Source organism: Synechococcus sp. MU1655 (genome assembly GCF_023630655.1).
In the GTDB taxonomy this organism is placed as follows: Bacteria; Cyanobacteriota; Cyanobacteriia; order PCC-6307; family Cyanobiaceae; genus Synechococcus_C.
In genome coordinates, this window is sequence record NZ_JAKUHK010000003.1 from 1 (window position 1) to 25,077 (window position 25,077).

The 25,077-nt window shown below is 53.5% G+C and carries 23 protein-coding genes; 13 read left to right on the forward strand and 10 right to left on the reverse strand.

The features are described from left to right. Positions 1–790: FAD-binding domain-containing protein (locus NCN04_RS00335; protein WP_284498481.1), on the forward strand; the 790-nt coding region annotated here is incomplete at its 5' end. Here the strand turns inward: NCN04_RS00335 and NCN04_RS00340 are convergent. Continuing rightward, positions 769–1,983: a DegT/DnrJ/EryC1/StrS family aminotransferase gene (locus NCN04_RS00340; protein ID WP_250394808.1), complete on the reverse strand. Its 1,215-nt coding sequence runs from the start codon at positions 1,981–1,983 to the stop codon at positions 769–771. The two genes, NCN04_RS00335 and NCN04_RS00340, sit on opposite strands and share 22 nt — an antisense overlap. A 10-nt stretch (positions 1,984–1,993) precedes the next feature. Continuing rightward, positions 1,994–2,611 carry a thioredoxin family protein gene (locus tag NCN04_RS00345; RefSeq protein WP_250394809.1) on the reverse strand — a complete coding sequence of 206 codons (618 nt, stop codon included), beginning with the start codon at positions 2,609–2,611 and terminating at the stop codon, positions 1,994–1,996. Positions 2,612–2,682: 71 nt separating this feature from the next. Between NCN04_RS00345 and NCN04_RS00350 the strand changes: the two genes are divergently transcribed. Then, entirely contained in the window at positions 2,683–3,186 is a 504-nt protein-coding gene (locus tag NCN04_RS00350; RefSeq protein WP_250394810.1) for a hypothetical protein, read from the forward strand. Here NCN04_RS00350 and NCN04_RS00355 read toward each other — a convergent pair. Together NCN04_RS00355 and NCN04_RS00360 are read right to left on the reverse strand one after the other, a co-directional pair. Beyond that, the gene (locus NCN04_RS00355) at positions 3,183–3,611 is read right to left on the reverse strand and encodes a hypothetical protein (protein WP_250394811.1); all 429 of its coding nucleotides are present in this window, start codon (positions 3,609–3,611) and stop codon (positions 3,183–3,185) included. The two genes, NCN04_RS00350 and NCN04_RS00355, sit on opposite strands and share 4 nt — an antisense overlap. Further along, positions 3,611–4,522, reverse strand: a complete 912-nt coding sequence (locus tag NCN04_RS00360; RefSeq protein WP_250394812.1) for an FAD-binding domain-containing protein — start codon at positions 4,520–4,522, stop codon at positions 3,611–3,613. The genes NCN04_RS00355 and NCN04_RS00360 overlap by 1 nt, the downstream gene beginning before the upstream one ends. A gap of 109 nt (positions 4,523–4,631) precedes the next feature. Between NCN04_RS00360 and fabI the strand changes: the two genes are divergently transcribed. From fabI to NCN04_RS00410, 10 genes are all read left to right on the forward strand, one after another. After that, entirely contained in the window at positions 4,632–5,414 is a 783-nt protein-coding gene (gene fabI, locus NCN04_RS00365; protein WP_048347778.1) for an enoyl-ACP reductase FabI, read from the forward strand. A gap of 26 nt (positions 5,415–5,440) precedes the next feature. Then, positions 5,441–6,310, forward strand: a complete 870-nt coding sequence (locus tag NCN04_RS00370) for a bestrophin family protein (protein ID WP_245407196.1) — start codon at positions 5,441–5,443, stop codon at positions 6,308–6,310. A gap of 54 nt (positions 6,311–6,364) precedes the next feature. Then, positions 6,365–6,970 (forward strand): imidazoleglycerol-phosphate dehydratase HisB, encoded by a 606-nt coding sequence (gene hisB / locus NCN04_RS00375; RefSeq protein ID WP_250394824.1) that lies wholly within the window; start codon positions 6,365–6,367, stop codon positions 6,968–6,970. 48 nt (positions 6,971–7,018) lie between these two features. Then, entirely contained in the window at positions 7,019–8,542 is a 1,524-nt protein-coding gene (locus NCN04_RS00380) for a carotenoid oxygenase family protein (protein WP_250394813.1), read from the forward strand. Between the two features lie 228 nt (positions 8,543–8,770). After that, positions 8,771–11,446 carry a vanadium-dependent haloperoxidase gene (locus NCN04_RS10675; RefSeq protein WP_250394814.1) on the forward strand — a complete coding sequence of 892 codons (2,676 nt, stop codon included), beginning with the start codon at positions 8,771–8,773 and terminating at the stop codon, positions 11,444–11,446. A 137-nt stretch (positions 11,447–11,583) separates the two neighbouring features. Next, positions 11,584–13,023, forward strand: a complete 1,440-nt coding sequence (locus tag NCN04_RS00390) for a sensor histidine kinase (RefSeq protein ID WP_250394815.1) — start codon at positions 11,584–11,586, stop codon at positions 13,021–13,023. A gap of 357 nt (positions 13,024–13,380) precedes the next feature. Continuing rightward, positions 13,381–14,310, forward strand: a complete 930-nt coding sequence (locus NCN04_RS10680; RefSeq protein WP_250394816.1) for a helix-turn-helix domain-containing protein — start codon at positions 13,381–13,383, stop codon at positions 14,308–14,310. A 283-nt stretch (positions 14,311–14,593) separates the two neighbouring features. Next, the gene (locus NCN04_RS00400; protein ID WP_250394817.1) at positions 14,594–14,962 is read left to right on the forward strand and encodes a response regulator; all 369 of its coding nucleotides are present in this window, start codon (positions 14,594–14,596) and stop codon (positions 14,960–14,962) included. Between the two features lie 683 nt (positions 14,963–15,645). Next, positions 15,646–16,239, forward strand: coding sequence for an SIMPL domain-containing protein (locus NCN04_RS00405; protein WP_250394818.1), 594 nt, complete (start codon positions 15,646–15,648; stop codon positions 16,237–16,239). Between the two features lie 39 nt (positions 16,240–16,278). Beyond that, positions 16,279–17,466 (forward strand): MFS transporter, encoded by a 1,188-nt coding sequence (locus NCN04_RS00410; protein WP_250394819.1) that lies wholly within the window; start codon positions 16,279–16,281, stop codon positions 17,464–17,466. On the opposite strand, the gene NCN04_RS00415 is transcribed toward NCN04_RS00410, so the two are convergent. From NCN04_RS00415 to NCN04_RS00440, 6 genes are read right to left on the reverse strand one after another with little or no spacing between them, the layout of a single operon-like run. Continuing rightward, positions 17,451–19,007 (reverse strand): BCCT family transporter, encoded by a 1,557-nt coding sequence (locus NCN04_RS00415; RefSeq protein WP_250394825.1) that lies wholly within the window; start codon positions 19,005–19,007, stop codon positions 17,451–17,453. The two genes, NCN04_RS00410 and NCN04_RS00415, sit on opposite strands and share 16 nt — an antisense overlap. Positions 19,008–19,026: 19 nt before the next feature. Next, positions 19,027–20,214, reverse strand: a complete 1,188-nt coding sequence (locus NCN04_RS00420; protein WP_250394820.1) for an FAD-dependent oxidoreductase — start codon at positions 20,212–20,214, stop codon at positions 19,027–19,029. Next, complete coding sequence (locus tag NCN04_RS00425; protein ID WP_250394821.1) at positions 20,211–21,275, reverse strand: Glu/Leu/Phe/Val dehydrogenase dimerization domain-containing protein; 1,065 nt, start codon at positions 21,273–21,275, stop codon at positions 20,211–20,213. The genes NCN04_RS00420 and NCN04_RS00425 overlap by 4 nt, the downstream gene beginning before the upstream one ends. Then, positions 21,275–22,312, reverse strand: coding sequence for a class I SAM-dependent methyltransferase (locus NCN04_RS00430; protein WP_048347785.1), 1,038 nt, complete (start codon positions 22,310–22,312; stop codon positions 21,275–21,277). Before NCN04_RS00430 ends, NCN04_RS00425 begins: the two co-directional genes overlap by 1 nt. Before the next feature lie 58 nt (positions 22,313–22,370). Further along, positions 22,371–22,991: an RdgB/HAM1 family non-canonical purine NTP pyrophosphatase gene (rdgB, locus tag NCN04_RS00435; RefSeq protein WP_250394822.1), complete on the reverse strand. Its 621-nt coding sequence runs from the start codon at positions 22,989–22,991 to the stop codon at positions 22,371–22,373. Continuing rightward, a complete protein-coding gene (locus tag NCN04_RS00440) occupies positions 22,988–24,451 on the reverse strand; it encodes a phosphoglucomutase/phosphomannomutase family protein (RefSeq protein ID WP_250394826.1) in 1,464 nt (487 codons plus the stop codon). The genes rdgB and NCN04_RS00440 overlap by 4 nt, the downstream gene beginning before the upstream one ends. A 52-nt stretch (positions 24,452–24,503) precedes the next feature. On the opposite strand from NCN04_RS00440, the gene NCN04_RS00445 reads away from it, so the two are divergent. Then, positions 24,504–25,077, forward strand: a 574-nt coding sequence (locus tag NCN04_RS00445; protein WP_250394823.1) for a TM0106 family RecB-like putative nuclease, incomplete at its 3' end; no start/stop codon positions are given.

Consider the following 25,077-nt stretch of genomic DNA (forward strand, 5'->3'; position numbering starts at 1 on the left):
CGCGGCGGCTGAGCAGTTAGCCACGTTTGCTGACGGGGCATTGCTGGCCTATGAACCCGATCGCAATTTTCCGGGGATACCAGGAACGTCTTATCTCAGTGCGGGATTGAGTGTGGGTACGGTCAGTCCTCGTCAGGCCTGGTGCGCTGCCCAAGGAGTCAAGGAGATCGCCCGTAGTGATGAGCAACGGCAGGCGATCACGGTGTGGGAACAGGAACTCTGCTGGCGTGAGTTTTACCAGCAGGCCTTGTTCCATTTTCCTGAACTGGCGGATGGTCCTTATCGCGAGCAGTGGCGCCGTTTCCCCTGGGAAAACAACAGCGACTGGTTTGACGCTTGGAGGGAAGGACAAACGGGGATGCCGATTATCGATGCGGCGATGCGACAGCTCAACCAAAGCGGCTGGATGCATAACCGTTGCCGCATGATCGTGGCCTCATTCCTGGTGAAGGATTTGATCTGTGATTGGCGTTGGGGCGAGCGCGCCTTCATGGAGTTGGAGGTGGATGGAGATTTGGCTGCCAACAATGGTGGCTGGCAATGGAGCGCCAGCAGTGGCATGGATCCAAAGCCTTTGCGGATTTTTAACCCGGCCACTCAGGCGTCCAAATTTGATGCCGAGGGCGAGTACATCCGTGAATGGGTTCCTGAATTGCGGCACGTCAACACCAAGGATTTGATCAGTGGAGAGATCGCTGCTTTAGAGCGCAGGGGCTATCCGGAGCAGCTGATGAATCACAAAGTGCAGCAGGCCAAGTTCAAGGCGCTTTACGCCACCATCCGCTCTTGAATCTGAGCCACGAGTTGCTCGCGCAACACCGCGATCACGCGCTCCTGTTGTTCAGGCGTTAATTCCGGAAAGATCGGCAGACTCAGCACTTCGCTGCACAGTTGATCGGTGATCGGCAGGTTGCCCTCAGCGTGCGCTTGGCCTTCGTATGCCGGCTGCCGATGGATTGGGATGGGGTAGTAAATGATCGTGTTAACACCTTGCTCTTGGAGGCTTTGCTTGAGCCAGTCCCGGCAACGGCTGGAGGGCAAGCCCAAGGTGCTGTCTGATTCCGAGCAGGTTCTGTCACAGGACGGCTGGTTGTTTGGGCAGAGGCCTACGCGCACCACAAACTGATTCCAGCCATGGCCCACGTTCGCATCAGTGGCGGAATCGGGGAGCTCAAGGCCCGGGATGTCTTTGAGGGCTTCCAGATAGCGCTTGGCAATTGCTGCTCGCTTCTCGACCCATCCGCTGAGGTATGGCAGCTTCACGTTGAGAACTGCGGCCTGAATGGAATCCAGGCGGCTGTTGTAGCCCAAGGCGGTGTGCAGGTAGCGGCGGGGCATGCCATGCACCGCCAGCTCACGTATGCGTTGGGCAAGATCATCGTCTTGGCAGGTGATCGCGCCGCCATCGCCTGCAGCTCCGAGATTTTTCGTGGGGAAAAAGCTGAAACAGCCCACATCCCCCCAACTGCCAACGGGTTTGGAGTCCCAGCTGGCCCCTGTCGCCTGCGCGCAGTCCTCCACCACCTTGAGCCCGTGGGAATGGGCGATGTCCATGATGCGTGCCATGTTCACCGGACGGCCGAATAGGTGAACGGGTAGCAGCGCCTTCGTGGCGGGTGTGATTGCGGCTTCAATCAGATTGAGGTCGATCAGATAGGTGACAGGGTCCACGTCCACGAACACGGGCGTCGCTCCCACAGCACTGATCGCTTCGGCCGTTGCAAAGAAGCTGAAGGATGCCGTGATCACCTCATCGCCAGAGCCGATGCCAAGGCCTCGCAAGGCCAGGACCAAGGCATCAGTACCGCTGTTGCAACCCACGGCATGGCGACTGTTCACGCTTGCGGCAAACGCGTCCTCAAATTGTTTGATCTCGGCGCCACCGATGTATTGCCCACTGCGCAACACCCGCAAGACGGCATTATCGAGCTCTGATCCGAGATCGGCGAGCTGATCTGTGAGGCTGAACGGAGGCACCTGCATGGCGGGCACCTTAAGTCGACTGGCCAAACCATGGGGGTTCCTGGCCAGGGTTCCACTTGATGTTGCAGCCCACGGACGGCAGCTGCGTCTCGCTCACAGGGCTTCCAGCCAAGAGATTTGTGAGTGCAGCGCGTAGATCAGCTCCGTCGAGAGGCTGCTCATTCCCAGGCCGACTTGCATCGAGTTGGCCTCGATAGCGAAGCGTTTGCGTGCCATCGGCATCGGGTGCAAAGGCATAGAACTCAGGGGTGCAGGCGCCACGCAGATCTTTGGCCAGTGTTTGCTGTTCATCCAGCAAATAGGGGAAGCGCCAGCCCTGCTGATCGGCCTGTTGCCGCAGCCCATCACGTCCGTCTTGAGGGTGGGTGGTGAGGCTATTACTGGAGATGGCGAGCATGGTGATCTGGTCTCCGAAATCCAACTCCAACCGGGTGATCTCTGGCTCCACGTGTTTCACGAATGGGCAGTGAGCACAAATCAGCATCACCAACAGAGGACGTCCTGGCAGATCTCTGCTACTCACCAGCTCATCTGGCGAGGACCAGGGCGGCTGACCCGACACCAGGGGCAGTGAAAATTGAGGCAGAGGATGCTGAAGAGGCAGCATCGTGGATGGCGTCAGGACCATGGCGTCGAGCAATGGTGGATCCCGCCATCCTGAGTCGGTAGAGAATTACCTGTCAAAGCAGGATCGAGTTGATGGTGCGGGTGCTGACAATGGTGGTCATGGCAGGACTAGTGAGCGCCTGTGTCCAGAAGAAAGCAACCACCTGGAAAGTCTTTCCCCTGCAGCGCAATACGCCCCACGATGGACTTGCTGTCGTCAGTCAACCCGATGGCTATGGGATTCATCTCTATTTGGAAACCGATACCAGCGATCCAGCTGTCTGTTCACCGCGCTGGCTTCCTGACCCGGCGCGATTGTTTAACGGCAACGGTAGTGCTCCGTTTAGTTCGGGATTGGCGCCCCGTGCCGAGTTTCTTGCAGCGGTAAAGCGCAGAGACGTTCGAAAGACTCTGAAGCAGGAGCTCGAGGCGCTGTGCAAACTCCGAGCTCCTCAGGCACGGTGGCAATGGCTGGAACCACCGTTGAAGGCATCAGATCTGATGCCCGTGAGTCTTCCGGCCTTGGAATACCCAGACCTTCTGACCGATCCTGTTGAGGAAAAACAGCGCGAGGACAAGCTTTTAAAGGAGGACTAAAACCTTTCCCAGACCACAGGTTCCGCGTCTCGCCAGTAGCGACTAAAGCGACCCAGCCGGGGTGGTTTGGGTAACTCCACAAAGGGATCCGGGTCGAGCATCCAGAGAGGAAGCTCCCGATCAATAGCCGCAGCAATGCGTTGGAGGCGGGGATCCGCCATGGTGCTGGTGACCACAGCGTCGGCTCCATGGCGTTGGGCGAAACGCAGCACCTCATGCGCCACATCACCTCGGCGCAGGGTGAGCGGAAGGCTCAAAGCGGATTCGTACAAAAAACCGATGCGTTTACGGCTGATGGATTGGTCTTGAATCCAGGCGTCGTCGAACACGAACAGTCCTGGTGTGTTGGGGTAGTCCTGAAGAGCGGGGTTAGCTGGTCCCAGGGCTTCCTCATGCACCCAGAGGATTGGTTTGCGGGGGTCCATCAAAATCGCTGGTTCCTGGGCCGTGAGCCGGAGCGGGATGAGCGACGAGCGCTTCCCTCACGGATGGCTGGCTGAAGCTTGAACAGCTGTTGCTCCAACTGCTCGTAACTGCGATCAAAGGGGCAGGATTCGTTGCTCGGACAGTCCTGGCAATACCGCCCGTTGCTGTAACGCTCCAGGTTTTGGCGATTGAAGACATAGGGCTTGTGGCTGAAGCTGCTGGCCACCCACTGCCAGCTCAGGTGGTTGCTGGCGGGGTCGCCATCCAGCAGGTGCTCGAGGAACCAGTCAGCCCCTGCACGCCAGTGCACCCGTCTCCAGTGCACGAGGTAGGCCGCCATCCACATCCGCGCGTGGTTATGCAGCCATCCCTGAGTCACCAATTCCTTTCTGAAACCGTCCATGCAGGCCAGGTTTGTTCGTCCCTCCCGGATGTCATTGGGGAGACCCTGCTGATACTCACCGGCGGCATGGCCTGTTTTGTGATCTTCCTGATCGTCATGAATGCGATCGCCGAGATCAAGCCACATCCGCTGCCAGAAATCACGCCATCCCAGTTCGTTGATCAGTTTTCCGCCGTCATCCCTTCCTTGGTTGTTCTGTTTTAGCTGTGAGAAGACGGCATCTCGCACCTCCGCAAGCGTGAGAATTCCGTGGCGGATGTAGGGCGAGAGGCGTGTGACAGAACCGTTGAGGTGGTTGCGACTGCGGCCATAGCGCTTGGCATCCATCGCCCTGAGCTGCCGTTCAGCAGCGGCTCGACCGCCTTCGATTGGGCTCAGCTCTCCCAATGCGGTTGGAAACTCTTGCGATAGCAGAGAATTCAGCGCTGTGCGCTCGGGAAGATCTCGGGGCAGATCTGTGGATTCGCTCGGCCAACTGAGCGGCGCAGCGTGCGGCAGCCTGGACACTGGTGCAGGTCAAAAAAAGCCACTCCATGCTGTCGATGTGTCGTTGTGAGCGTGAGTGCCCCGGCATGGGAGAGAATCGCTCGCATCAACCACTCCGGGGTGCGGCCTGATGCTTCTTGATCTCACTGGTAAGAAGATCCTTGTTACTGGCATCGCCAACAATCGCTCGATCGCCTGGGGCATCGCGCAACAGCTCAAAGCGGCTGGAGCCGAGCTCGGAATCACCTATCTGCCTGATGAGAAGGGCCGGTTTGAAACCAAGGTTCGTGAGCTCACGACTCCCTTAGAGCCTTCGTTGTTTTTGCCTTTGAATGTTCAGGATGCCGCTCAGATGGAGACGGTGTTCGCTGAAATTAAGGACAAGTGGGGGCAGCTTGATGGCCTTGTGCATTGTTTGGCGTTTGCAGGAAAAGAGGAACTGGTGGGCGACTTCAGTGCCACCACGGCAGAGGGATTTGCCCGTGCTTTAGAAATCAGCGCTTATTCCCTTGCTCCTCTGTGCCGTCACGCCAAACCGTTGTTCAGTGAGAAAGCGGGTGTGGTGACCTTGACCTACCTCGGCGCTGAGCGGGCGATTCCCAACTACAACGTGATGGGTGTGGCGAAGGCGGCTTTGGAAGCCTCCGTTCGCTATCTCTCCGCTGAACTTGGACCCGAAAAGCAGGTGCGCGTGAATGCAATCAGTGCTGGCCCGATTCGCACGCTGGCGAGTTCTGCGATTGGAGGGATCCTCGACATGATTCACAACGTGGAGGAGAAGGCGCCCCTGCGCCGTACGGTCACTCAAAACGAAGTTGGGAACACAGCTGCGTTCCTGCTCAGTGATTTGTCGAGCGGCATTTCTGGTCAAACCATTTATGTGGATGCTGGTTACTGCATCAATGGCATGTGATTCGGCCGCGCGGATGTCTTGAGTACTTGCAGCTCTCCTGGTGGTTGATGAGACGCCAGGGGAGGAGTTTGCTGCTCGCAACCTTGCTATGCGTGCTCAGCCTCCCTGTGAACGCAACGATTGCGAGGACGTTGCTTCCGGAAACGTTGGTGCAGGTTCTTGGCTTGCTTCTCAGCCTTTTTCTTGGCTTTCGTTACAGCCAGGCCTACAACCGCTGGTGGGAAGCGCGGGTGCTCTGGGGGGCGATGGTGAATCAAAGTCGCAATTGGCGTGATTTGCTCACACGTGTTTTGCCTAGACAGCTGCCGCTTTCTTTACGGCGTCGTCTTCTGCAGCAGGTAGTGCTGTTGATGTGGTGCCTGAATGCTGAGTTGCGCGGCGCTAATCGTGAAGAGGCAGTGCTGGCTGCACCAGCCCATGTGCTTGCTCTCGAGCTTGGATTTCAAAACCCATGCGTGCAACTCCTGCTTCAGCAGATGGCAAAGGAGCAATTCAAGCTGCATCGGGATGGTTGGTTGGACAGTGTCGAAAGCCGTGAGTTTGGACGCGTGCAGCAGGAGATCACCAATGCCCTTGGAGGTTTAGAACGGATCCGCCACCAGCCTCTCCCCACGTCCTCGACCTTTTTCATCCGGGCGTTGACATGGGTGTACGGCTATTTGGTGTTCCTCAAGCTGGATGCGATTGGCCCCATCACTGCAGCGCTCGTGGGGTGGATGGTGTTTCTCATTTTTCTCATGGCTGAGCGGATCGGCACCTTCCTTGAGAATCCGTTCATTGATGCCCGGTTCGCCTTACCCATGGATCGGTTTTGTGCCCTGATCAGCCACGATCTTCTTGGGGCCTCCGACCCGCTGGCGCAACCTTCTTCCACAAAGGGGCCCTGGCTGCGTTGAACGTTATTCGCGATGATCAAGTCAGTCACGAGGCGTCGAGGGGCGCCTGAATGCATGCGTATTGGGGAGATTCACCGCGTTACAGGCGAGACCGATGTGAGGGTTCGACTCGGGCTGGACGGCAGCGGCAGCTGTAAGGCCAGCACAGGGGTGCACTTTCTCGATCACATGCTTCATCAGATCAGCAGCCATGGCCTGATCGATTTGGAGATCACGGCAAGTGGCGATACGCACATCGATGACCATCACACCAATGAGGATGTTGGGATTGCTGTCGGTCAGGCGCTCTCGAAGGCTCTGGGTGATCGTCGCGGGATCTACCGCTTTGGCCACTTTGTGGCACCGCTGGATGAAGCGTTAGTGCAGGTGGTTCTTGATTGCTCCGGACGCCCCCATCTCAGTTGGGGGCTCACGATCCCAACGCAGAAGATCGGGACCTATGACACCGAATTGGTGAAAGAGTTTTTTGTGGCTGTCGTCAATAACTCAGGCCTCACCTTGCACATTCGTCAGTTGGATGGAGTGAACTCCCATCACATTGTTGAGGCCTGTTTCAAGGCTTTCGCGAGGGCGCTTCGGATGGCGACTGAGATTGACCCTCGCCGGTCTGGATCGGTGCCCAGCAGCAAGGGGGTGTTGGAGCAAGCGGGTGGCTCTTAGCCAACGGATCTTCGCGTAGGGCCACGCTTCATGGTCTGTTACGAGAGGATGGAATCCACATCTGGTAGCCCAGTGACCGTTGCACCCACCTCTGCTCGTTTCAACCGCTCGGAATGGTCTAGTGCCTTCCGCAACGTGGACGAAGAACTCACTGATGTGCCCCTGAAGCCAGTGCGGGGCGCGGTGCCGGATGCGTTGCGCGGTTCCCTCTATCGCAATGGACCTGGCCGCTTGGAACGGGATGGTCAGCGCGTGCATCATCCGTTTGATGGTGACGGGATGATCACAGTCCTGCACTTCGACGCGGAAGGCGTGCGCTGCAGCAACCGCTTTGTTCGCACCAGTGGTTGGAAAGCTGAGGAAGCGGCAGGGAAGGTGCTGTTCCGCGGCGTTTTTGGGAGCCAAAAGCCAGGCGGTCCGCTTGCGAATGCATTTGATCTACGCCTCAAAAATATTGCCAACACCGGTGTGGTTCGGCTTGGAGATGACCTCTTGGCTTTATGGGAAGCCGCTGAACCCCACGCCTTAGATCCCCAAACCCTGGAAACGAGGGGCCTCTCCCTCCTCGGTGGTGTTCTCAAGAAAGGTGAGGCTTTTAGCGCGCACCCCCGTTTCGACCCTGGCCATCACGGTGACCCGCGGATGGTGACCTTCGGGGTGAAAACCGGGCCTCGCAGCACCGTTCGCTTGATGGAATTTGCGACAAAAGATAATGCTGCGGATGGGATTCGAGCCGGTGATCTGCTCAGTGATCGCCGGGATACGTTTGCCGGATTCGCCTTCCTGCATGACTTCGCCATCACTCCGAATTGGGCAGTGTTTCTACAGAATGCGATCTCGTTCAATCCGCTCCCCTTTGTGCTTGGGCAAAAGGGAGCGGCTCAATGCCTCACGTCCAATCCCAATGCAAAGGCCAAATTCTGGTTGATCCCCAGAGATAGCGGTGCTTTCGCTGGGCAGGAACCACGCGTCATCGATGCTCCCGATGGCTTTGTCTTTCATCACCTCAATGCCTGGGAAGAGGATGGAGATGTTGTCGTGGAGAGCATCTATTACAGCGACTTTCCCTCGATCGGTCCTGATCAAGATTTTGCTGATGTGAATTTCGACCTCATCCCCGAGGGATTACTCGAGCAGTGCCGCATCAATCTCGATTCTGCAAAGGTTGAGACCACTCGATTGAGCGAACGTTGTTGTGAATTCGCGATGGTTAACCCCAATCAAGAAGGTCTTCCCTGTCGCTTCGCCTGGATGGCTGCTGCAGCTCGTGAACAAGGGAATGATCCACTGCAAGTTGTGAAAAAGCTGGATCTTAAAACCGGTGAAAAGCATATTTGGAGTGCGGCGCCCAGTGGATTTGTGAGCGAACCTCTCATGGTGCCCAGACCCAATGCCAGTTCTGAAGATGATGGCTGGGTGTTGGATTTAGTTTGGAATGGAGCTAGAGATGCCTCTGATCTATATATTCTTGATGCGCGAGACCTCAGCGAAGTTGCTTTGTTGGAATTACCCTTAGCCATTCCCCATGGCTTACATGGAAGCTGGAGCGAATCCTCAGTACAACTTGCATGATCTAATCATGAGAGCTCCCCAAGCCAGTGTGGATCGATTCAGCGAGTATTTCTGGAAAGCTTGCTAAATGCATTTTTTTTGGTAAATTAAGAAATTTAAAAAAAATTGTTGTTCTTATTGCGCAGTAATGTTCTGTTTGCGCAACATTTCTCTTGCCTAGTTGCGAGCTCTTTTGTTTGCCTGTATGGTGAAATTATCAGACTGATATTTCATTTGCATCCCTGATCTGTGCTTTTCTCAAGTTTTTTCGGGAGCAATCGGAAGTATAGATATACCTCATTCCTTTATTCCTTCTGGGGTAAAAAGTTAAAAGACAATTCTTATGAACATGTTTATCTGAGGGCAAGCAGGGGTTGGTATGGTTTTGATATTAATTCAAGTATTGATGAAAAAGCAAAGTTTGCTTTAACGGTCTTTAGTTCTGACATTAAGGTGGAACCTTCAGGCTTGGAATTCAATCGTGATATTGAGGCAGAGCCTACTGGCTTGGAACTAATTAGTGACAGTCAGATAGAGACTTCTAGCTTAGAGTTAAATAGTGATATTCAGGTAGGACTTTCTGCCTTGGAATTCAATAGTGATATTGAGTTACAGCCTACTAGCTTGGAGTTAGATAGCGATATTAAGTTAGGGCCTACTGACTTGGAGCTAAATAGTGATATTAAATCGAAATCAGTTGATTGTTTGCCTGAATCCCAAATCGTCTCTGCTGGGAATCAGATCAATGTCACTTTAGAGGCGTCTTCTCCAATCTCAGGCATCAATGCTCTGACGACATCTTTCAAGATTCAATCAGAGACTGACACACAGAGTGCTAACTCGTCTCTTATTCCTGTTGTTGATTCCTTCTCACAAAAGTTTAGTGCAAAGAGACTATTTGCTCCTTTGTTAGGTTTAATAGATGAGCCCGGCGGCGTCAACAGTGGTTCTTTTCAGGATTCCTTCCCTTCTGTGGGCTACTTTGATTCGCTCATTGAAAATATATCTATTTTTTCTGAATTCTCATTGTCAAAAATACAGCCTTTAGAGAATCTAGCTGGTGTATTTGACATGCCTGATCATCTTTTGGCATGGAATAATCTTGCTTTGGATTTTGCGACTGCTTCACTCAGCGGTCCAACTGCATGCTCTCGGTTTTTTGGTTATCTTAATATCACCCTATGGGATTCTTGGGCAGTCTTTGAGGATACGGCTATAGGCTCAATTTATAATAAGGAGAAGCAAGCAAGTTTTATTTCTCTACTTGAGAGCTTTGAGATTGCATGCAATGACTTAGCTGAATTTAAATATCTATATCAAGCTTCTACGACAATTGTTCAGGAGATCCTGGAACATGCTGTGCGACAAGTGGCAATGGATGTTTCTGCCTTTAATTTGGTCTCTGGCATTGAGACTTCGTTGTTTAAAGAGGGAATGCCTGAGATCCTAGTTGGCGCTGCTCAAAAGTTATTGGCAAAAAATTTAGATTTGTCTGAGCTAGGGGGGAAAATTGCTGATTTGGTTGTCTCTATCGGAACCAATATTGGTGAGACAGTTTCGTCAAGCATTAATCAGTATGCATTAAAAGATGGCTCCAATCAGCTTGGATTTTATGAAGATACTACTGACTATATCCCCTCCCCAAGTGTGTATGATCCTAATGACCCTAATACAAAAATAGATTCATCCTGGCAGCCTCTAGATGGTCAAAGTGCACTGACTCCTCAATGGGGAGAGGTAACACCATTTGCAATTGAACCTGATAAGTTGATTCCAACTAGTATTGTCTCACCATATGCAGAACTTGGTGAACTAAATAAAGAGTTTATTGACGATTTGATAGATGTCAGAGATAAACGTCTAAATCTCACTGCACAAGAAAGAGCTATTGCTGAGTATTATGAGGGTGGACCATTTACTTCTTTCCCTCCAGGTCTATGGCAAGAACAAGCCGTTGATCTATCTGTAAGCCGTAATCTTGATCTTGACGAGGCTCTCAAGCTAAACTTGGGAGTGTCTCTTTCTATGTCCGATGCTGGAATAGCTACCTGGAACGTAAAATATTTTTATAACTCTGTTCGACCTGTAACCGCAATCGGCCAATATAAACCTAATGAAGTCTTAAGTGACGGATCGCTTGCCAAAGACTGGAGACCCTACTTACCCACTCCACCTTTTCCAGATATTCCATCAGGGCATTCAGCTTTCAGCAGCTCTGCTAATTATATTTTCAATCAATCTTTTGACAGCAATTACTTTGATTTTTCAGTAACCCTAGCGGATGATGATTCAGTTTATTCTGTCGATGGCTTTGATGGAATTCCGGGGATTGGTGATGAAGTTACTATTTCGGCAGTTTACTTTACAGGGGCTGCAGCTCAAGCTGGAGATTCAAGAATTTATGGTGGCATTCATCTGAAAGATGGAGATCTTCAAGGTCAAATAATTGGCTATATTACTGGATCTCAAGTTCTTCAAAAGATCGATAGTCTTGAGCAAGGCCTTTCTCTTGAGGAGGTAAGCTCGCTTCCAATTCAATTATTTGGAACGATGAAAAATGATACTTTGACTGGGCTCTCTTTGGAAGATTTTGATGAAATTCCTGTCCAGCAACTGTATGCTTTTGACGGTGAAGATGTGATTGTCGTAAAAGGAGATTCGCTGTGGGAAGTTTATGGCGGTTCAGGAATGGATACTTTTCAATTCTATGAAACAGGCTTTGTGAGTTTGCGTGATTACGAAAGCATGGAGGAGATTGAATTGGCTCCGACCATTTTTCAGCAAGGTGAGTCTCTCGAAGATATCCAATTCTCCATATCTGCTAATCAAGATCCATTCACTGATGTTTTTCTTAATGATCGTTTGTTGTTTACTATGGACGGATATTGGGATCCAGAAAACGTAAATCTATCAATTTTGGCATGATAGTTTCTGTTCCACATCTTTGAATACACCGGATAGGCTCTTTTGGCTTTCTCGCCAGCGAGCTGTGAGTCATCCGACGCAATGGGGTTGTTTCGTCTGCAGGTCAGCGCTAAAAAGGCATTGATTGAAGGTACCGTATGACTAAAAGCAATATTTCAATCCGCAGACGTCTCGGATATTCATTGGTAGGCCTCTTTACGATTAGTTTTGGGATCTTATTAATTGCTACTGACCAAATCATAAAACGTGATCGCTTGCAGCGACATGAGCGATTAGTGATGGCAACTGCCATGGCAATCAAAAATGAATTTGATGACGTAAAGCAGACACCGGGTAGTCAAGATGAGACTCTCGACAATCAACGTTATAGACAGATTTTGAATAATTTTTCAGCTACTCGTGTATTGGTATGGTTGAGTCGACCGACTAAGGACCCTCTATTCCCTAATACGGCTCCTGTTCAACAGTTTTTTGGTAGCCCAAAACTCTTAGAAGCAGCAGGTGTCAATGCTTCTGGAATGCAAAAACCTAGAAGCTTTGTGTTTGATGGGCAAACCTATTTCACGTGCTCTATGCCTTTACCAGGTAACCAGGGAGTACTACGATTCCTCGAAGATGTAGGCGTGAGCCCTGCGGGACGTCAAGAGAATTTGATCTTCTTACTTGTCGTTTGGATCTTTGCTGTGGCCATTGCCACTGTCCTAATCCGGAGATTGTTAACCAGCTCTTTGCTGCCTTTAACCAAGCTTGAATCCGTTATGGACGACATGAGGCTTCGGGCGTCTGGGCTTGTTTCAGACAAACGGGTGCCCATTGAGTCTCAACCATCTGAACTTCAAGGGATTGTGAAATCCTACAATGGGCTTGCTGATCGTTTGCAAGAATCTTGGAGCAATCAATTGTTATTTATACGTGCGGTTAGCCATGAGTTGATAACTCCGCTCACCTTAATTAATAGTTCTGCAAGACGCCTTGATCGACATTTGACAGATCTTTCAGAGTCTGATCGTAAACTTCTTGCTTCTATTAGAAAGGAAGTTTGGGATGCTGATCATTTGGTTAGAGATTTAGTTGATTTGGCGCGAAGTGAATCAGGTAGTCTCAAACTTAAACTGAGTTCAGTTAAGGCAATAGATGTCATTGCTGATCTATCTGCAGAACTTGAACCATTGGCTTGGGGAGATCGAGTTCTAACACCTTCTCCAGAGGATTTGAGTATGGTTGATACTGTAATGATTTCTGTTAATTCAGCCCGCTTGCGTCAATGCATTATCAATGTTTTGGAAAATTCTTCAAAATATTCTCCTGGCGATACACCTATAGAGTTGTCGATCACCTCTGATGATTGTAATATTTGCTTTGATGTAAAGGATTATGGGCCTGGCATCTCTCAGGAGGATCAAAGGACAATATTTAAGCCCTTTCAACGAGGTAAAAGTGATTTAGCCGATGTTCCAGGAAGTGGAATTGGACTAGCTTTGGTTCATCAAATTGTACGGCTTATGAATGGCAGTATCTTTATCTTGTCTTCTGGCAAAAGCGGGACGATCATGCGCTTTGAATTTCCTATTGAGTGACCAATAGAGTTGTAATTTGTGTGTTGGCCTCAGTCACTTCTCTGATTGATGATATTGAGCCTATTGAATTGTGACTAATATCAACTTTGTTCGCTTGGGGCTTCATGAATATTGAAGAAATATTTGTGCGTTTATTCTTTTCTTTTTAATGCTCCGTTGACAATCTTTGCTTACTTATGGTTTCGATGAGTTCGCTAGTTTTAGATAATATACGGCCACTTGGGCTCCTTTCTTGCTTTTTTGATCAATGCGTTTTGTGCATATCTTCTTTATAGAGGGGCCATTCAAGCGACATCTCTACCCTTGCTTGATTAAAAGGGGGTATTATGATTTAGAAAGAAAGCTTTTGGAGGCATCGTGAAACTTGAGGTTGATCAATGCCTTTCTGCATGGATTGCTAGCATTGATCCCCGTTTTCAGTCTGAAGTTGATGATACATCGCTTGAAGTTACAGGGTCTGAGTATCTAGGAACTAATTTATCGATTGTCAAAGTTAGCTGTAAAGGGTCTGTAAAAAGCATTCTTGCTCGAAATCCCCAAGATCTTTTCTCTTTTGGCATTTCTGATGTTGGCCTTTTTAGGGGTATGGCGGGTAATCGTGAGATTTTCTCAAATCCTCAGCGTCTTGCTTTTATTCTTCTTCCTGGAGAGTCAATAAAACTTGCCCCAGCAGCGGAGTTTTTTTCTGGTTATATTTTTCATATAAAGTCAGAATATTTGTTATCTGAATCTATCGAGCATGGCACTCAGCTTCCGAGTCTTCTTACGCTTCATGACGCTATTCCTGGGCATGAGCAACTTGTATTGGCTTGCGCTAATCAGTTGTTGAAGTTCTTCGCCCTTGGGGATGAGGTCGGTAGCCTTCGAGTCCTTCAGCCACTTGAAGAATCAATTGTATCGCTATTGGCCACATTGATTAGTGTTGAGCCAGATGTGCTTGTTAGCGGAAAGCAGGCTCAATCGCAGCCTAGTTATGTGCAGATTGCACTTTCTTACATGGAGAACAATATTAGTGAAAATATTACTCTTTCTGATCTCTGCATCGCCTGTAGTGTCTCTGGTCGCACTTTGCAGGTTGCTTTTCAGGCCGTTATGAGTCGCACACCTTTGCAAGTACTGCAGGAATTAAGACTTAATAGGTTGAGAGATAAGATTATTAATGGAATGGATATATCTTCTGCCTGCGAAGAGGTTGGGCTCCAGCATAGCGGCCGTATTTCGGCTAAATATAAGCAATTATTTGGTGAGTTGCCTAGAAACACCCGTTCTCGACGCACTCGCTCTTGAAACTTGATTGACTATTCGAAGCATTGACAACCCTCTCGCTTGTTTGAATGATATGTGTTTTGTGCTAATTGATATGTCGACTGAATATCAGCTTGTGGTCCTTTTGTGTTAGTGTTGGAAATTGCATTAGATGCATTTTTATTTTTGAACATCATTGACTCGCCTCAATGAGTAGTTAGGATAAAATTATTGAAGAATCAGCTGCCTTTTGCCAAGTTGGTAGTGCGACCTACGTCTCGGGTTGCTTCTCTGTGATTCAATTCGTTTAACGAAAGCTGCGCTAATGTCTACGATTCCCCTTCTTGTTGTTGATGATGATCCTCGTATCCGATCAGCCCTGCAGGTTGAATTAGATGAGTTAGGCATCACTTCTTGTTTTTTTGAAAATGCCTTTGATCTGATCGACTATGCCTCTGCTAATCCATCGGCTGGTATTTTCGTGGATTTGCTTTTGCCTCAGATGAATGGCATTGATTGTGTTAAACGCTTAAGGTTGCTTGGGTATAAAGGTTGTGTGTTTGTCTGTACAAGTCTTTGTGACACTGACATCAAGAAGCAGGCTCTCGATGCTGGCGCAACCGATTACTTTGTGAAATCTGATCTGTTTAATGATCTCGAGAAGATTGTTTCAAGTTGTTTCGCAAAGGCATAAGTTGTTGTTGGGAGTGATCGTGGCATCGCGAGCTTTTTGTTGTTGATAATGCTTTTATGTGCATTTTGCCTGCTTCTTGTTGGCTATTTAGCCTCAAGTCGTATTGCATTGTTGGTAAATATTTGTCATTGCTCCATTGTTTCGGGCCAATCTTTTCACGTTTTGGATTGCCCAAGTATGGGGCAGTTTGTTTGTTTGTCTCGTCAGGGTTTTCTTTTTGTCGAGTCTTGATGTATGGGGCTTTGGTTGGTGATGAGTGCTTGCTGCTGAGGCTTTATGGCTCGACCTCTGGATGAGAGTTCGCGGTTGTACTCTCTTGGTTTCGTGTTTTGTTTGGATGTAGCGCCGAGTCTTGCGATGAGTTGTCCTTGAAGGTTAGAAGCTTTGGGGATGCCAATGATTGTGTAATCTTTTCCATTCATTGTGGTAATTGTATTGTCCGAGCTTGTAACAAGTTGGCTCCAAGTACAAATGCAATGGTGAAGTCTTATTCATGCATTGCCTCTGGTTTTTGTTAGGAGTGTTTGATTGCTGTGTTTGATATGTTTCAACAATCGATGTGGCGTTCTTTCCGGAAAATTGCTTTCACCATGCCTGCAGTGATTACACCGCTTGGGTTTCAGGTCGCCTTTTGGTCGGCTTCACCAGTTCTTGCATCAGTAAGGGTCTGTAATGGCACATTATTGGAAATTCAGGTTCTGGAAAGCGTCACCACATCCAGCGATCGCTTTCGCTTCTCGCTTGGATTGCTAGCGGAAGCTCCTTCCAAAGCGGCCGCGATGGCGCTTCTCAATCAGCGGCTTGATCGGGCGCGGCAAGAGCTGGGACCCTTCGTTCTTGATGCCTTGAGCATTCCCGCTCCACGCAGCTATTCCTATGGAAGTGGCAGTTCCTCCAGTCGCAAGCTGGAGAGAGCCACGACGCGTATTGGTGGTGAAGTGAGCCGCGACAATTACGATGCGCTGATTCAATTGGCGGGTCGCCTGCCTGGAGTGCGCCTCCAAGGCATGACATCACTGGCCTCCAGCAGCGGCGGTGCGGCCTTGGATGATCAGTTGCTGAAACGGGCCTTGAACAAAGGGCGTCGCCGCGCGAACGACACTGCGAGCGCCTTGGGGTTGGGCCGCGTGGACCTCTTGCGAATCAACCAACGCAGTGGTGTTGTGCGGCCAGTCGCCTATGCAGAGGCAAGGATGTCTAAGCCAGCGTTTCGCTCAGACGAGGCCCCCAAACCCCAGCGATCCCTCACGCTTGGTTTGGATTATTGCCTGCGCTGATGGTGGTGGACACACTCAAGTGGTGTTGTTTGTGCCCGCATGCCCAATCGCCGCCTCTGGTTGGTCAGCTTGCTGTTTGTGGCCTGGCTGATCTGGGCAGAGACCAGTTTTCAGTTTTATGACCATGCGCTTGGCCGTGATCTGCAGCTCTCGGCGAGTCGGGTCTCCTTGATCGCTGGAAGCTTCCTGGTTCCCTATGGCTTGCTGCAGATTCCCGTCGGGCGGCTGCTCGACCAGGGTCGAGTTGATCGCTGGATCTGGATTGCCGCCTTGATGGCCTCCGGGTTCAGTCTGACCTTTGCGTTCAGTACCGATCTTGTTGGGCTGATGCTCAGCCGTATGGGAACAGGGGTTGCCTGTGCTGTGGCCTTTCCTGCATCGGCCTTGTTGGCACGTCGCGCCTTGCCGCAGAACAGATTTGCCTTGGCGATGGGCCTCACCGATAGCTTGCTTGGTTGGGGTGCTGTCTTTGCTGCTCTGATTCCGCTGGTGTTTCCGTGGACGGTTTGGCGCCAGTTGGTGGTCTTTCAAGCTCTTTTTCTGGCCGTGATGGTGGTGGTGCCTGTGATGGTCCTTGGCCGCGGTTTGCCATCTCCTGAGCCCCACAACGATGGACGCCTGGTCAGCGCTGTGCACTGGGACCGCGCTGGTGTTGGCACGGTGATCAAGGCTTGTTTGCTGTACGCCTGGGGTGGTGGTTTTGTGTTTGGTTTGGCCCAGTACGGGCTGATTTCAGGATTGCGTGTTTGGGGCGCTGAGCGCACGCAGTGGATGTCCCTGACGATGTCGTTTGGGATCGGAATTGGGATGGTGTTGGCTGGTTGGATTGGTAGTCGCTCAAGCCGCCGCGGGCTGGTTTTGCTCATGGGCACCGGCATGAGTGTGTTGGCGTTGATCGCTTTGCTCCAGCTTCCCAATCAAGCGGGAGGCCTGTTGTTGCTGGCAGCGCTTGGCCTCGGTCTTGGGCTTGGGTCCTCGGTCCTGGCGTTCCCCATTGCCGAAGACGCAGCACCTCCAGGTCAAACCGCCCTCACCGTGGCCATCGTGAATACCACTGGCACCGTGACGGGCGGGGTGATGTCGATCGTGTCGGGGTTGATCCTTGAGGCCTCAGGACCGGGTGATCTCAGTCCGGTCCTTATGGTTTATGGCCTCTTTGGCCTCTTTGGCGTCGCGGTCGCGGCTTGGATTCAGTTCAGCCGCGCGCCTGCTCATTCAGCAGCTTGACCGCTGCGTTGCCATTCCTTGAAAGCGAGTCTTGGAGCGCTCCATAGCGTGAACAACACCAGTGGTGTGACAGGCACCGCTGTGATCACGATGAAGGCTTGGAGGGCATCAATGGAGGTGCTGTCCCCTAAGCCCGTTCCGATTCTCAACAACACCAAGGTGAGGCTGCCGATCATCAAGGCCCAGAACAACCTCAACCTCTGCGATGGCTCATTGCGTCCGCTCACCACCATGGCGGCGGCATAACTCATCGAATCGGCACTTGTGCACATGAACAGCACCACCAACAGAAGCCCGATTGGGATAAGCAAGCCTGAGAGGGGAAGGGCACTCAGGATCGCAAGCAAGGCAGCAGCAGCCCCGTTTTGCGCCAGTGCATCACTGATGCCTGACCCTGCGAGTTCCAGGTTCATTCCAGTTCCACCAAGCAAGGTGAACCAGAGATTGGTCACGATCGGGCAGAGGATGGCTACCGCGAGAACAAGTTCACGGATGCTGCGGCCGCGGCTCACTCCCGCCGTGAACAGTCCCATGAGTGGCGCATAGCCCAAAAACCAGCCCCAGTAGAAAACAGTCCAGCTGTTCAGCCAGGGTTCAGTGACGTCAGATCGCGGCATCAAGGCCATTTGAGGCAGATGCAGCAAGTAGGTCCAAAAACCGCTGAAAAAATGCTGGATCAGCCAGAGGCCAGGACCGAGGATCAGCAACCCGGCCCCTAATACGAGCGTGAGCCACACATTGAGCTCCGACAGCCACTTAATCCCTTTTTGGATTCCACTCACGGTGGATGTGGCAAAGACTGCAGTCAGCAGAACCACCACCAGGGACTGAAGTCCGGCACTATCGCTCAGCCATGGGAGTTGTCCTGCCGCATTACTGAGTTGAAGCGACAGGAAACCAAGCGGGCCAACCGTGCCTGCGATCGCCGCAACAACCGACAGGCCATCGGCAAGATCTCCAATCGGACCATTCACCCAACCCTTTGGAAGGATGTTGACGAGGAGAGTGCGAGGCCGCAGCGGTTCGCCGCGTTGTTCCAAAATGGAAAAGGTAATCGTGGTGGTGGTGGCCACGAGCGCCCAGGCGAGAAAGCCCCAGTGCAGAAAGCTCACGGCTAGAGCCGGATCAACAGCTGCCGCTGTGCTTCCCACCACTCCCTCAAAGACAGGGGAGGGGGTTTGGAAGTGGTAGAGCGGCTCCGCTGCAGACCAGAACACGCCGCCGCCCGCGAGCAGGGTGCAAATCAAGACGGCACACCAATCGAAAAATTTCAGACTGGGCTTTGCTGTTGCTCCCCCAAGCCGAAGTTTCCCGACCGGACTGATGGCAATGGCAAGGGCGATCAGGAACAGCAGCATCACCATCCATTGCCAGAGCCCCCCGAGCGAGTGGCTGACGATGGTTTTGCCGGTTTCCGTGAAGTGCTTCGCTAACGCCAGATCGATGGCGGAGACAAGTAGAAAAACCAGCAGCGGAATGGCACCAACCCAAAGGGGTGGTTGGCTCAAAGACGAGCGGACGGGGGTGGGGGATTCAGACACAGGTCGTATCAGTAAAGATTCAGGCGCGGACGGCGTCGCGTTGATGGCTCCAGCAGGAGATGTCTGCAGCGGGTTGTTCGCCGCTGGCAAGACGGGCCAGCGAATCACCAATCAGCGGCGCAAATTTGAACGATTGGCCGGATCCACCGGCAAACAGGCTCAGTTTGGGGGTGAGCCGGTCCAACACGAAATTCACATCGCTGGTCATGGAGTAAGGGCTCATCACCGTTTCCACCCGCTCTTGCACGCCGTCCAGTTCGTTGAACAGGAAGGTATCCAGGAGATCCAGGAGGCGGGCCGGCGCTTCGGTGCACATGGCATTGGGTTCGGCGACGCGGAGCTCCTGGGGAGACCAGTCGATCCCGGCTTTGATGCGAGGACGCCCGTCAGCGGTGGTGCTGAGGGAGGGGAAGCCGTAATAGAGGCCTCCGTCATCGCCGCGCTCTTGTTGGAAACAAAACCACTGGGGGTAACGGCTGGCGAGAGCTGGATCCACGGTGTAATGGGCCCAGAGCATCGGCCAGATTTCAAGCTTTGGAGCAAGTCCTAATGGGGCCAGTAGGAGTTGACTCCAGATGCCGCAGGCCACAACAACATGCCCTGCATTGATGTGATGACCGTCTTCGAGGGTGACGCCGCCGCCATCAGCATCAATGCTGCTAACAGGACTGTGTTCAATGACCTGATGGCCTGCATGACGGGCGGTACGAACCCAATGGGCAATAACTTTGTCGCTGCGGACGGCACCAGCCGTGGGTTCGAATAATCCGGTGAAATGGGCCTTGGGTTTCAGCGGGAAGCGCTCTGCGATCTGAGCGGCACTCAGGGCTTCGTAGGGAATGCCCTGATCATCCATTACCTTGCGAGCTCCGGGGATCGATCCTTCGATCGTCTCCTCATCCCAGCTTTCTCCGTAAAAAAGAAGCCCATGGGTGTCACGCAAAATTTCTCCGGCATGGGTCTCCTCTTCCCGCCAAAGGCGATTGGCTTCTTGGGCGAGACGGCAGAGCACCGGGTCGGAATACATCTCCCGGAACATTCGGGTCTCGCCGAAGCTGCTGGCTCGTGCGTGGGCCAGCGTTTTGCCTTCAAGAAGAATGACGTCGCTGATTCCTCGGCGCGCGAGTGATGCGGCACAGCTGAGGCCGGCCATGCCGCCTCCGATGATCACCACTGCTGCGCTGGCGGGGAGAGAGGTGGATGTCATGCGGCTAGTCCGAAGCTGAGTCCTATGGGATCTTTACCGGTGTGGGCGGCAACTTCAACCAGAGCGTCACTGACAGTGAGGCCATCTCCTCGTTGTTTTAAGAAATCAGTAGCGCGCTGACGCACTTCATGGCGCACAAAGTCGTACACCTGCTGAGGTGTGGCTTGCCCCCAAGCCTCAGGCGAGAAGCGCTCGATCGAGTCGGCAATCACGGCCCCGGCATTCACGAGTGGATCGGGCAGGACGCGGATGCTGCGGTGTCGCAGATCATCGGCAATTTCGGGCTGTTGGAAAGGAGCATTGGCGGCTGGAACAATCGCTTTGACCTGCAAAGCGCTGGCCATTTCCGGGTCGATCAGGCCTGAGATGGAGCAGGGCAACAGGAGGTCGAGTTCCTGTTCCCACCACGGACTGCTGGGGGGTAGGGGTGTCGCTCCTGGAAGCCCCGCCCGCTCTGGATTCATATCGACGGTGCAGACCTGCCAGCCATGCTGGATCAAGGTTTTCGCCACCGTTCCACCCACAGCTCCGCATCCATGTACCAGGGCCTTGCCTGGCTTGGCTTCTGTAAGAGATTGTGCGAGCACCGCCTCAACGGCACCCACTGTCCCAAAGGCAGTAGCAGCGCTTGCATCCACAGGGCTTCCGACGGCAGCCAACACATGGGGGGTGAGCGACATCAGTCGCTCCATGTCTTCCAGGCTTGTGTTGAGATCACAGCCGGTGATCATGGCTCCATCCAAGGATTGGAGCAGCCCAGCGGTGATGCTGATCAACTCATCTTTGACAGAGGCAGGCTCCGCAGCCCTGGCGACAATCTTGCCGCCAGCGAAGCCCGTTCCATAGAGATCGTGCTTATGGGTCATCAGACTGGCCAACCGATGCCCATCAGCGATGCAGGCTTCATCGCTGGAGTAATTCAGCAGCCGCAATCCACCGTTAGCGGGTTTGCCGTTATCGCTGCTTTCGGCTACGACAAACACCGATAGATGATCGGAGACATGTTGAGCTAACACCGACACCGCAGGGGTGCCGGCGGATTGCAGAGAGGCCATGGTCATCAGGCCACACGCTCCATGATTTGGTGATGCTCTACGTAATCAAGACTCCACTCCTCTGGAGACTCTGCAATGCGCTGCTTGAGACGCTCGTAGACGAGATCCGCTGTCTCATCACCAGCCACTGAGGCGAAACTGTGGCGGCTCCAGCTACGGATCGTCGCCATCAGTCCCTCGGCGAAGGCTGCGGTGTCAGCGTCTTCGTCCCAACGCTTGCGATAGGGGCAGGGGACGTGAACGGTGCGCTCATCAACGAGCCTTAGACCATTGAGGTAGGCCGCTGACGTCTTGTCCTTCAGGGGAGCCATGAACTCCTCTGGAGACTTGTAGAAGTTCAGGATCGTGCCTTTGCGGTAGATCTCTTCGCTGATCACACCTTCATCAGCGAGGCCACGCCAGATCTGATGCAGCTGGTCGTGGACATTGCGCGTCACGCCGCCGTTGTGACCGAGGTAACGGCCCTCGTCATCACGGGACAAATTCACGGTCAGGAGGCGACCGCCCACGGCGAGCTCCACGCTGCGCAGTTCGAGGATGCTGGCCCAGTCCTTCATGGCTTGAGCGGTGAATCGCTCAAGGGCCTCTTTGTCGTCTGAGGCGAGCACGTGGGTGTGCGTGTTGAGGGGGCCAGGGGATTCACTCAACCAGTGCATGGCTGTGGCTGAGAATCCGAAACTCACGGTTTCAGGGGCCACAAGGGGCTCATAAAAGCTGCGAGCACTCACCAGCACGGTGGGATTGGGGGGCCTCCCCAGCTGCTTGGCAATATTTTCGGCTAAAGCAACGTTGTCGTTACTGGGCAGATCGTTGCCGATCAAAGTGAGATGGGCTTTGGGCTGTCGTTTGTGCAGCTGATCTAAGACCTGAGACCACAGCCCAACAGCGGTGCCGCCGTCGGCAGCGCCGTAATCCATCAGCACATGGCTGCAATCGTTCGTTAATTGATCAACACAAGTCAGGGCCCAGTCCGAGGCGGCATCGATGCAGAGGCGTGCGCCTTCGGTTTGCGCGCTGTAACCCGTGGTCATGGCGATGGCCATAGACCTCGTCAGTAGCAAGGGGCACCGTACAGGGTTGTTCTGTTTAGGGGTTGTTCTGTTAAGGAATTGGCGTCGTGCCCGGGTCTTGGCTTGGGTTGTTCGCGAGAAGCTTCTCCAGCTCTGGCTTTAGCAGTGCAAAGGCGCGACCTCGATGCCCGTGTTGTTTTTTGTGATCCAGAGTCATTTCAGCAAAGGTAAGCCCACTGTTTTTGACCTCAAACACGGGGTCGTACCCGAACCCTTGAGTCCCCCGGGCGCTGAAGGTGATCGATCCTTCGCAGTGACCTTCCACTGCTGCAAGCATGCTGCCGTCAGGAGCCGCGATGCAAAGCGCCGCACTAAAGCGCGCCTGGCGGTCGGTGCGGTCTCCCAGCTCTCTGAGGAGACGCTCGATGCGTTCGGGGTCTGAGTTTGCGTAGCGCGCAGAGTAGACCCCTGGAGCACCACCCAGCGCATCCACGCTTAGGCCGGAATCATCGGCGAGCGCCCAATGGCCCGTGGCTTCCGCCACGGCCCTAGCCTTGAGGAGTGCATTGTCGCGGAAGGTGATTCCGGTTTCTTCCACCTGGATTCCATCGGGTTGAGGATCCACTTGCAGAGGAAATTGTTGAAGCAGGTTCGAAAACTCTCTGATTTTGCCGGCGTTGCCGCTGGCAATGACCAGGACGCGATTGCTCATATAGCGTCTGCAAAGGTGCGGGCCCAGTTCAGAACCTCCTCGACCCGCGACGGGCTGGGGGCTTCGCAATAGAGGCGAAGCAAGGGTTCTGTCCCAGAGAAGCGCAGCATCAGCCAATGGCTTGGGCCGAGCCTGAGTTTGACGCCGTCTGTGGTGACCACCTCGACCACAGGACATCCAGCGACCTCCTGGGGAGGAGTGTCAGCCAGCAGGGCTTCCAGCCGGCGGCGCGAATCCATGTCAGCGAGGCGGAGATCAAGGCGGTCGTAATGGGCCTCGCCACCACAGCGCTCTTGGATGGCTGTCATGCGCTCGCCAAGGGGTTGCTTCCCTTCCACCAACGCTTCGAGCACGAGCATGGCGGCAAACAGGGCGTCGCGTTCTGGTAGGTGCATGCCAAATCCCACGCCGCCGGACTCCTCGCCGCCGATCAGCACCTCTCCGGCCAACATTTCAGCGGCGATGTACTTGAAGCCCACAGGCAGTTCAAGGACTTCCCGTCCCAGATCTTCCGCAACAAGACGCATGAGGTCGGAGCCGCTCACCGTTTTCACCACTGATCCAGGAAGAGATTTGGCGCGAGCCAAGTGATCGATCAGAAGTGGCATCAACTGCTGGGTGCTGCAGAACCGGCCGTTTTCATCCACGGCGGCAATGCGGTCGCCATCGCCATCAAAGACCAGTCCAACGGCATTACGGCCCGCTGCTTTGGAGGCTTTCACCGCCGCTATTAGTTCCCCTAGGTGAGGGGCCAGGGGTTCCGGCGCGCATCCACCAAACAGCGGATCTCGATTGGTGCGGATCTCGGTAATGAGGTCCTTGGCATCCTCTCCCAAGAGGTCTGCGACGCAACCGGCTGCAGACCCATGCATGGGATCGACGAACACGTGGAGGCCCATGGCCTGCAGTCCAATGGTCAGAGCCTGGAGGTCGCATTTGGTTCGCAATCCTGCGAGATGCTCTTCGCGACCATCAAAGCGCTCGAAACTGCCAGCTACCGGCACCGTGATGCCTCCAGCGGCCAGACGTCGCTCCACCGCTGCAGTGAAGGTGCCCTCGACCGATCCACCAAAGGGACCTTTGATTTTGAGGCCAAGCCATTCCGGAGGGTTATGGCTGGCGGTGATCACTAGGGCTCCAAGCACTTGGCGCTCCACCACCGCCCAGCTGCAGGCCGGGGTGGGAACGGCTGTCTCGGTGAGAAGCGGCTCTAGGTCGCAGCCGCGGACGGCTGCCGCCACCACTTCGGCGAGCTCAGGTGCGAGGAAGCGGCGGTCATAGCCGATCACCACGGTGCGGCTGTTTAAACCTTCTGGTGCTTGGTGGAGGAGCTCCTGGGCTGCAGCGACGGCAACAGGGAGCAATCGCTCCACGGTGATGTCCACCCCCAAAATGCCTCGCCAACCATCGGTACCAAAACGGATCGGGGAGGCATCCAGCGGGAGCGGGGAAGACACTATGAGTCGGAAGCGCTGCACAGGATCTAGCAGCTGGCCGCCTTACCGTCGGTGAATGGGTGCCACCCCTCTTGCTGACAAGCCACTCACGGACAGGTTGCTGCGCAGCTGGGTGCGCTGCCGAAGGAGGGCATGGCTCGATCGCCATGCCAATCCAGATGATCGGCTTTACACCGCGCATCGCACGCTGCAGCTCGATGACCAACAGCGCAGTTTTGTGGCCTTGCTGCCGGGGAAGCCAGGGCATGGCCTTGCTGCTTGCGAGCGCGGTGATACCGGTGTGGTGGGGGTGAGATTGCGCGGGGTCCTGCTGGATGATTCAGCGCTAAAGGGTTCGGCTTTAGAGGCCCATCCGCCACTGCTTGAAAGGGTGAAAGGGTCGAGTCGCTGGGGTGACTTTGCCTATAGGCCCGTGATTGCTCGGCAGGGTCGCCGTTTAACCAGAGAACATCGTTTGCAGCTCGCCCTGGCTGGACGCCTGTTAGTGGAATTCCAGGGTGGGCCTGTGCCTGATGGCCTTGCGGTGGCTGGCTCGGGGCGACGCTTGGAGCGTGAGCGTCTTCCTCTTGGCAACAGCTTGAATCGCCAGCTTGATGACTCTCTGCTGAGATTGTCGGCCGACCTCAACA

Excerpts from the sequence above, each read along its gene's own strand:
- NCN04_RS00345 (WP_250394809.1), bottom strand. The coding sequence starts at position 2,611 with ATGGTCCTGACGCCATCCACGATGCTGCCTCTTCAGCATCCTCTGCCT.
- NCN04_RS00420 (WP_250394820.1), bottom strand. The coding sequence starts at position 20,214 with ATGACATCCACCTCTCTCCCCGCCAGCGCAGCAGTGGTGATCATCGGA.
- hisB (WP_250394824.1), top strand. The coding sequence starts at position 6,365 with ATGCGTATTGGGGAGATTCACCGCGTTACAGGCGAGACCGATGTGAGG.
- NCN04_RS00410 (WP_250394819.1), top strand. The coding sequence starts at position 16,279 with ATGCCCAATCGCCGCCTCTGGTTGGTCAGCTTGCTGTTTGTGGCCTGG.
- NCN04_RS00430 (WP_048347785.1), bottom strand. The coding sequence starts at position 22,312 with ATGGCCATCGCCATGACCACGGGTTACAGCGCGCAAACCGAAGGCGCA.
- rdgB (WP_250394822.1), bottom strand. The coding sequence starts at position 22,991 with ATGAGCAATCGCGTCCTGGTCATTGCCAGCGGCAACGCCGGCAAAATC.
- fabI (WP_048347778.1), top strand. The coding sequence starts at position 4,632 with ATGCTTCTTGATCTCACTGGTAAGAAGATCCTTGTTACTGGCATCGCC.
- NCN04_RS00400 (WP_250394817.1), top strand. The coding sequence starts at position 14,594 with ATGTCTACGATTCCCCTTCTTGTTGTTGATGATGATCCTCGTATCCGA.
- NCN04_RS00390 (WP_250394815.1), top strand. The coding sequence starts at position 11,584 with ATGACTAAAAGCAATATTTCAATCCGCAGACGTCTCGGATATTCATTG.
- NCN04_RS00340 (WP_250394808.1), bottom strand. The coding sequence starts at position 1,983 with ATGCAGGTGCCTCCGTTCAGCCTCACAGATCAGCTCGCCGATCTCGGA.
- NCN04_RS00355 (WP_250394811.1), bottom strand. The coding sequence starts at position 3,611 with ATGGACCCCCGCAAACCAATCCTCTGGGTGCATGAGGAAGCCCTGGGA.
- NCN04_RS00350 (WP_250394810.1), top strand. The coding sequence starts at position 2,683 with ATGGTGCGGGTGCTGACAATGGTGGTCATGGCAGGACTAGTGAGCGCC.
- NCN04_RS00380 (WP_250394813.1), top strand. The coding sequence starts at position 7,019 with ATGGAATCCACATCTGGTAGCCCAGTGACCGTTGCACCCACCTCTGCT.
- NCN04_RS00425 (WP_250394821.1), bottom strand. The coding sequence starts at position 21,275 with ATGACCATGGCCTCTCTGCAATCCGCCGGCACCCCTGCGGTGTCGGTG.